The organism is Mesorhizobium sp. B3-1-7, assembly GCF_006439385.1.
Classification (GTDB): domain Bacteria; phylum Pseudomonadota; class Alphaproteobacteria; order Rhizobiales; family Rhizobiaceae; genus Mesorhizobium.
Window position 1 is genome coordinate 225,891 of the sequence record NZ_VFTL01000005.1, and the last position, 6,241, is coordinate 232,131.

Here is a 6,241-nt window from a genome sequence, read left to right on the forward strand (position 1 = left end):
ATCCTTGACGGGTCGGAACGAGTCGCTTTTTATAGGCCATGCGCTCCTGTTGCGGGCGCGACCGGAGAGTTTCGAGCCCGGTCTTTTTTCCCGGATTTTGTGCGTTTTGCCCGGATTTCCGCCTGTTCACGAGGCCGGCGGAGGCGTGGGGATCTTTAGGGCTTGGGTGGGCGAAAGGGAGAATTGTCGGTCTGGAAAAAATGATCTGTTAACACTATATTTAGTGTTTGCAGGCAGGCTCGACGCTAGATAGTGTGAACCTCCCTCTACGGAGGGAATCGACAAAAGTTTCAGTTTAGGGACCCGCGAGGGTCGGCCTGCAGCCCGGGCGGATGCTTGGAAAGCGTCTTGCTGTCTGCGTGCCGGCACTTGCGACGAGGAGAATGCCGGCGCTGCTTGCAGTGCCGGCAAACGGCGGACTGCGCTTTTCGCCATGTGGGGCAGCAATCCCTGGGGAAAAGCGCTATATATAGACACAAAGGAACGGGACCAATGCGCATCGAGCGTCGCTTCACCAAGCCAGATCAGTCTGCCTATGCGGAGATCGAATTCCGCAAGGCTTTGTCGGAGATCAAGAATCCCGACGGCTCGGTGGTGTTCCGCCTGGACAATATCGATGTGCCGGCGCAGTTCAGCCAGGTCGCGGCCGACATCCTGGCCCAAAAGTATTTCCGCAAGGCCGGCGTGCCGGCGCGCCTGAAGAAGGTCGAGGAGAACGACGTCCCCTCCTTTCTGTGGCGTTCGGTTGCCGACGAGGCTGAGCTCGCCAAGCTGCCCGAGGCCGAGCGCTATGGTTCGGAAACCGACGCCCGCCAGGTCTTTGATCGCCTCGCCGGCACCTGGACCTATTGGGGTTACAAGGGCGGCTACTTCAAATCCGAGGACGACGCGCGCGCTTTCCGCGACGAGCTCGCCTATATGCTCGCCACCCAGCGCGTCGCGCCGAACTCGCCGCAGTGGTTCAACACCGGCCTGCACTGGGCCTACGGCATCGACGGCCCGAGCCAGGGCCACTTCTATGTCGACCCCTTCACCGGCAAGCTGACCAAGTCGAAGTCCTCCTACGAGCATCCGCAGCCGCATGCCTGCTTCATCCAGGGCGTGCAGGACGATCTCGTCAACGAGGGCGGCATCATGGATTTGTGGGTGCGCGAGGCGCGCCTGTTCAAATACGGCTCCGGCACCGGCTCGAACTTCTCGATGCTGCGCGGCGAAGGCGAAAAGCTGTCCGGCGGCGGCCGCTCGTCCGGCCTGATGAGCTTCCTCAAGATCGGCGACCGCGCGGCGGGCGCCATCAAGTCGGGCGGCACGACGCGCCGTGCGGCGAAAATGGTCATCGTCGACGCCGACCACCCGGATATCGAGGACTTCATCGACTGGAAGGTCAACGAAGAGCAGAAGGTCGCCTCGCTGGTGACCGGCTCCAAGATCGTCAAGAAGCATCTCGAAGCCATCATGAAGGCCTGCGTCAATTGCGAAGGCCATGGCGACGACTGCTTCGATCCGGCTTTGAACACCGCGCTGAAGCGCGAGATCAAGGCGGCCAAGAAGGACGCCGTGCCGGAGAACTACATCTACCGCGTCATCCAGTTCGCCAAGCAAGGCTACACCTCGATGTCGTTCAAGACCTACGACACCGACTGGGATTCGGACGCCTATCTCACCGTCTCCGGCCAGAACTCCAACAACTCGGTGTCGCTGAAGGACAATTTCCTGCGCGCCGTCGAGGCCGATGGCGACTGGCAGCTTACCGCCCGCAAGGACGGCAAGGTGCTGAAGACGCTGAAGGCGCGCGACCTGTGGGAAAAGATCGGCTACGCCGCCTGGGCTTCCGCCGATCCGGGCCTGCACTTCAACACGACGATGAACGACTGGCACACTTGCGCCTCCGCCGGTGCGATCCGGGCCTCCAACCCGTGCTCGGAATACATGTTCCTCGACGACACGGCCTGCAACCTCGCCTCGATCAACCTTTTGCCCTACCGCCGCGAAGACGGCACGATCGACATCGCCGCTTACGAGCATACCGTTCGCCTGTGGACTGTCGTGCTCGAAATCTCGGTGATGATGGCGCAGTTCCCGTCCAAGGAAATCGCCAAGCTCTCTTACGAATACCGCACGCTCGGCCTCGGCTACGCCAATATCGGCGGCCTGCTGATGACCTCGGGCATCCCTTACGACTCCGACGAGGGCCGCGCCATCTGTGCAGCGCTTACCGCCATCATGACCGGCGTTGCCTATTCGACTTCGGCCGAGATGGCCGCCGAGCTCGGCGCCTTCCCGGACTATGACCGCAACGCACAGAACATGCTGCGCGTCATGCGCAATCACCGCCGCGCCGCTTACGGCGACAAGGACGGCTACGAGAAGCTCGCCGTCAACCCGGTGCCGCTGGTCGCCGCCGACCTGAAGCAGCAGGCTTTGGCCGAGCATGCCCGCGCCGCCTGGGACCGCGCCATCGAGCTCGGCGAGGAGCATGGCTACCGCAACGCGCAGGCGACCGTGATTGCGCCGACCGGCACGATCGGTCTGGTCATGGATTGCGACACCACCGGCATCGAGCCCGACTTCGCGCTGGTGAAGTTCAAGAAGCTCGCCGGCGGCGGCTATTTCAAGATCATCAACCGCGCCGTGCCGGAAGCGCTGCGCACGCTGGGCTACTCCGAAAGCCAGATCGCCGAGATCGAGGCCTACGCGGTCGGCCACGGCAACCTCAACCAGGCGCCCGGCATCAACCCGTCCTCGCTCAAGGCCAAGGGCTTCAGCGACGAGAAGATCGCGGCGCTGAATGCGGCGCTGAAGTCGGCCTTCGACATCAAGTTCGTGTTCAACCAGTGGACGCTCGGCGCCGACTGGGTGAAGGAGACGCTCGGCTTCACCGACGAGCAGCTCGGCGACATCTCCTTCGAGATGCTGCCGGCTCTCGGCTTCTCGAAGAAGGACATCGACGCCGCCAACATCCATGTCTGCGGTGCGATGACTTTGGAAGGCGCGCCCTTCCTCAAGGCCGAGCATCTGCCGGTGTTCGATTGCGCCAGCCCCTGCGGCAAGATCGGCAAGCGCTCGCTCTCGATCAATAGCCACATCCTGATGATGGCGGCGGCGCAGCCCTTCATCTCGGGCGCTATCTCCAAGACCATCAACATGCCGAACGAGGCGACCGTCGAGGACGCCAAGAACGCCTATATGCTGTCGTGGAAGCTGGCGCTGAAGGCGAACGCGCTTTATCGCGACGGCTCGAAGCTCTCGCAGCCGCTCAATGCCTCGCTGCTCGCCGATGGCGAGGAGGACGAGGACGAGGCGGTCGAGCAGCTGATCGCCGCGCCCGCCGCGCAGCGCGCCGTGCAGGTGACGGAAAAGATCGTCGAGCGCGTCATCGAGCGGCTCTACCGCGACCGCGAGAAGCTGCCGAACCGCCGCAAGGGCTACACGCAGAAGGCCGTCGTCGGCGGCCACAAGGTCTATCTCAGGACCGGCGAATTCGACGACGGCCGCCTCGGCGAGATCTTCATCGACATGCACAAGGAAGGCGCCGCCTTCCGCGCCATGATGAACAACTTCGCCATCGCCATCTCGCTCGGCCTGCAATATGGCGTGCCGCTCGACGAATATGTCGAGGCCTTCACCTTCACCAAGTTCGAGCCGGCCGGCATGGTGCAGGGCAACGACGCCATCAAGAACGCGACATCGATCCTCGACTACGTGTTCCGCGAGCTCGCGGTCTCCTATCTCGGCCGCCACGACCTCGCCCATGTCGACCAGTCGGACTTCGACAAGACCGCGCTCGGCCGCGGCATCACCGAAGGCAAGGCGACGCCCTTCTCCAAGGGCCTCTATCGCGGCGCCTCGCCGGTGAAGCTGGTGTCAGCTGCCGGCTCAGACCCGAAGGGTTTCGGCGGCTCGGGGCCGTCGACCGCCCCTGCCCGCGCGGCGCCCACCGCCTTCTCAGGCTCCAACGTGCTGGCGCTGAAGCCGGCCAGCGACGAGGCCATCGCCTACAAGCGCGACTATGAGGAGCGCGCCCGGGAACTGGCCGAGGATATGGTCGAAGAAGAAGCCGAAGCCGCCGGCGGCGCCGAGGCGTTATTCACCGACGCCGCCGCCAACGAGGCCGCCGAGGCGAAGAAGCTCGCCGCGACAAGGCGCCAGCAGTCGCTGCTCCAGGGCTACACCGGCAACGAATGCTCCGAGTGCCACAACTTCACCATGGTGCGAAACGGCACCTGCGAGAAGTGCGACACGTGTGGTTCTACGAGCGGGTGCAGCTGAGAACTGATGCCAAATAATGGATACCGCTGATTTAGAGTCCCGCCTACAGGGCGGGACTGAGACACAAAACTTCGATATAAAGGCGGCTGGGCAGTGGGATGCGCAACAGCTGGCCAAGGACATTCTTGCTATGTCGAACGTCGAAGACGGCGGGCTAATCTTAATCGGAGTGGAAGATAAGACATTCACTCGACAGGGTTTGTCTGCAGCGCAATTGGCTACCTATGATCTCGATATTATGCGAGACCAGATGGCCAAATTTGCTGACCCGCATGTGAATTTTTCAGTGACTTTTCCGAAAGATTCCAACGGATTGACATTCGCAGCTATCAGGGTGGAACCATTCCAAGACGTGCCAGTTTTATGCAGGCGCAACGGTGCCGACGTAAAAGAGGCTACGCTCTACTACAGAAATCGCAACAAACGATGGCAGAGTGCAGCAATCTCAAACTCCTTTGACTTGGGACAGGTCATAGAGCGTGCAACGGCGTTGCGCATGCATCGCTTTCAACGGCTTGGTTTGGCAGTGCCGGCACAGCCAATCAAAAAGCTCGATGATGAACTCGGTGGACTTTAATGAAAGAGGGTCTCATCGAAAAGATACGCTCGAAGGCCTACTGGCGTATTAATTTTCGGCCGCTCACGTTACCCATGGAAGACCTCTCGCTTCCAAACTGCAACGTGATCGTCGACCGAAGTCATGTAGAATTACGTGGCTGGGATTACCCGCATATTTCTAACCGAAACGACGACTCTTCAGGAAGAGGACCGGCGGGCGAATACTATGAGAATTGGGTTGACTGGAACGATCATATTGAGTTTTGGCGAATGTACCGATCAACCCAGTTTCTACACTATCGCGCTCTTGGTGAGGACTGGGTCGTCTGGACAAAATATCACTCAGGTCGCCCTCCTAAGCCAGGTGCCGTAAGCGTCCTTGGGTCGATATGGCTTCTTACCGAGATCATCGAATTTCTTTTTAGACTATACAGAAATGGTATCTATGGCTCTGGCGTTGAGATCAGTATCAAGCTTGAAGGAGCTGCCGACCGCCATCTCTGGATAGGCGAATTTGATAGAATGCCCTTCTCGTACGATAGAATAACTAAAGCTAACGCGGTATCCATAAGCCGAAAGGTTGAGCCAAATCTGCTTCAAGCGGCAAATCATGACGATTTTTCTGACGTGATTGTCGAATTCTTTGAGAATTTTGATTGGACTCCAGATTTGAGTTCATTGAGGTCTGATCAAAGGAAATTGCTTACAAGGCAGTTCTGATTGGCCAAGCCCTTTTGTTCCTAATCGATCCAATAGCACTCAAAAGGCGTGGTGCCATCACCGGAGCAACTGTCGCAAAAGTGATGTTATCGGACCGGTCGCAGCCGATTTGCTAACGTCTGGAACACCATGATCGACCACATCACCATCGAAGTGAGCGACCTCGACAAGAGCAAGCTCTTCTACGAACAGGCTTTTGCGCCTCTGGGCTACAGCCTGTCCTTCGGCAAAGAAGGCGTCTTCTGGGCCTTTGATGTCGGCAATGGCTGCCTGTTCGAGATCCAGAGCACGGGCGAGAAGCCGCCGCTCACCCATCTGCATGTCGCCTTCCGGGTGAAGAGCAAGGCCGAGGTCGATGCGTTCCATCGCGCGGCGATCGAGGCGGGCGCCGCGGACAATGGCGCGCCCGGTCCGCGCCCGGATTATGCCGAGCATTACTACGCCTGCTTCGTACTCGATCCCGACGGTTATAATATCGAGGCGATGATCAACGAGGCGTAGTGTGGCAGAGAACCCTCCGCTTCGTCATTCCAGGGCGGAGCAAGGAGCGAAGCGACGCGCGCAGACCCGAGGATCCATGCCGTGACCTTTATCGTAGGGCGCAACGGCGCAGAATTCTGAACCGTTGCAACGCGTTGATGTAACGGCATGGATTCCAGGGTCTGCGCGCGTCGCTTCGCTCCTTGCTCCGCCC

The 6,241-nt window shown here is 59.9% G+C and carries 4 protein-coding genes; all 4 read left to right on the plus strand.

Translation table 11 applies throughout. The features are described 5' to 3' along the window. The first annotated feature begins 492 nt into the window (after positions 1 to 492). The 4 genes from FJ417_RS06450 (at position 493) to FJ417_RS06465 (ending at position 6,048) form a co-directional block, all read left to right on the plus strand. Entirely contained in the window at positions 493 to 4,269 is a 3,777-nt protein-coding gene (locus FJ417_RS06450) for a vitamin B12-dependent ribonucleotide reductase (protein ID WP_140782883.1), read from the plus strand. Positions 4,270 to 4,285: 16 nt separating this feature from the next. Further along, positions 4,286 to 4,846: an ATP-binding protein gene (locus FJ417_RS06455; protein WP_140782884.1), complete on the plus strand. Its 561-nt coding sequence runs from the start codon at positions 4,286 to 4,288 to the stop codon at positions 4,844 to 4,846. Then, positions 4,846 to 5,547, plus strand: coding sequence for a hypothetical protein (locus FJ417_RS06460; RefSeq protein ID WP_140782885.1), 702 nt, complete (start codon positions 4,846 to 4,848; stop codon positions 5,545 to 5,547). Before FJ417_RS06455 ends, FJ417_RS06460 begins: the two co-directional genes overlap by 1 nt. Positions 5,548 to 5,676: 129 nt before the next feature. After that, positions 5,677 to 6,048 (plus strand): VOC family protein, encoded by a 372-nt coding sequence (locus FJ417_RS06465; RefSeq protein WP_140782886.1) that lies wholly within the window; start codon positions 5,677 to 5,679, stop codon positions 6,046 to 6,048. The last annotated feature ends 193 nt before the right edge of the window (positions 6,049 to 6,241 follow it).